Genomic DNA, 401 nt, shown 5'->3' with positions numbered 1-401 from the left:
AAACTTCGTAATCATCATTAACCACATTTATATTATCTACAAACTCAGCCTTACCAGGATTCAACATTACGGTTGAACCTATCGATTCACTGGAATTACCAAATTGAAGATATGCTGCTTTTCTACACAAATGACCGTTCGTTTTATAATATGTGCCAAAAGCTTTGACTTCATTCACCATAGTACACGCCTCCTTATTTACTGCAGTTTATTTGTCCGGTGCCATTCCAAATATGGTTTCTGTTTAGGGTTTACGTTTATTGTTATTTCTGGATCCAAGTTAAGAAGTTTGTAGTTTTTACGATCTACTTTGGAGGAAATAATGATCTCTCCATTTGAGTAAAAACTAATTAATCCCCTATCGAATACTCCATCGTGATTTGCACAGAGCAATAGCCCAT

2 pseudogenes are annotated in these 401 nt (G+C 35.4%); both read right to left on the bottom strand.

Going from position 1 to position 401, the window contains the following annotated elements:
* A pseudogene (locus SB775_RS27625) lies at positions 1-181 on the bottom strand (hypothetical protein); the annotation flags it as partial.
* Positions 182-198: 17 nt separating this feature from the next.
* Positions 199-401 (bottom strand): annotated as a pseudogene (locus SB775_RS27620) (HNH endonuclease); the annotation flags it as partial.

The sequence above is a fragment of the Peribacillus sp. SIMBA_075 genome (assembly GCF_046534585.1).
This window is presented reverse-complemented; position numbering and strand designations above follow the sequence as displayed.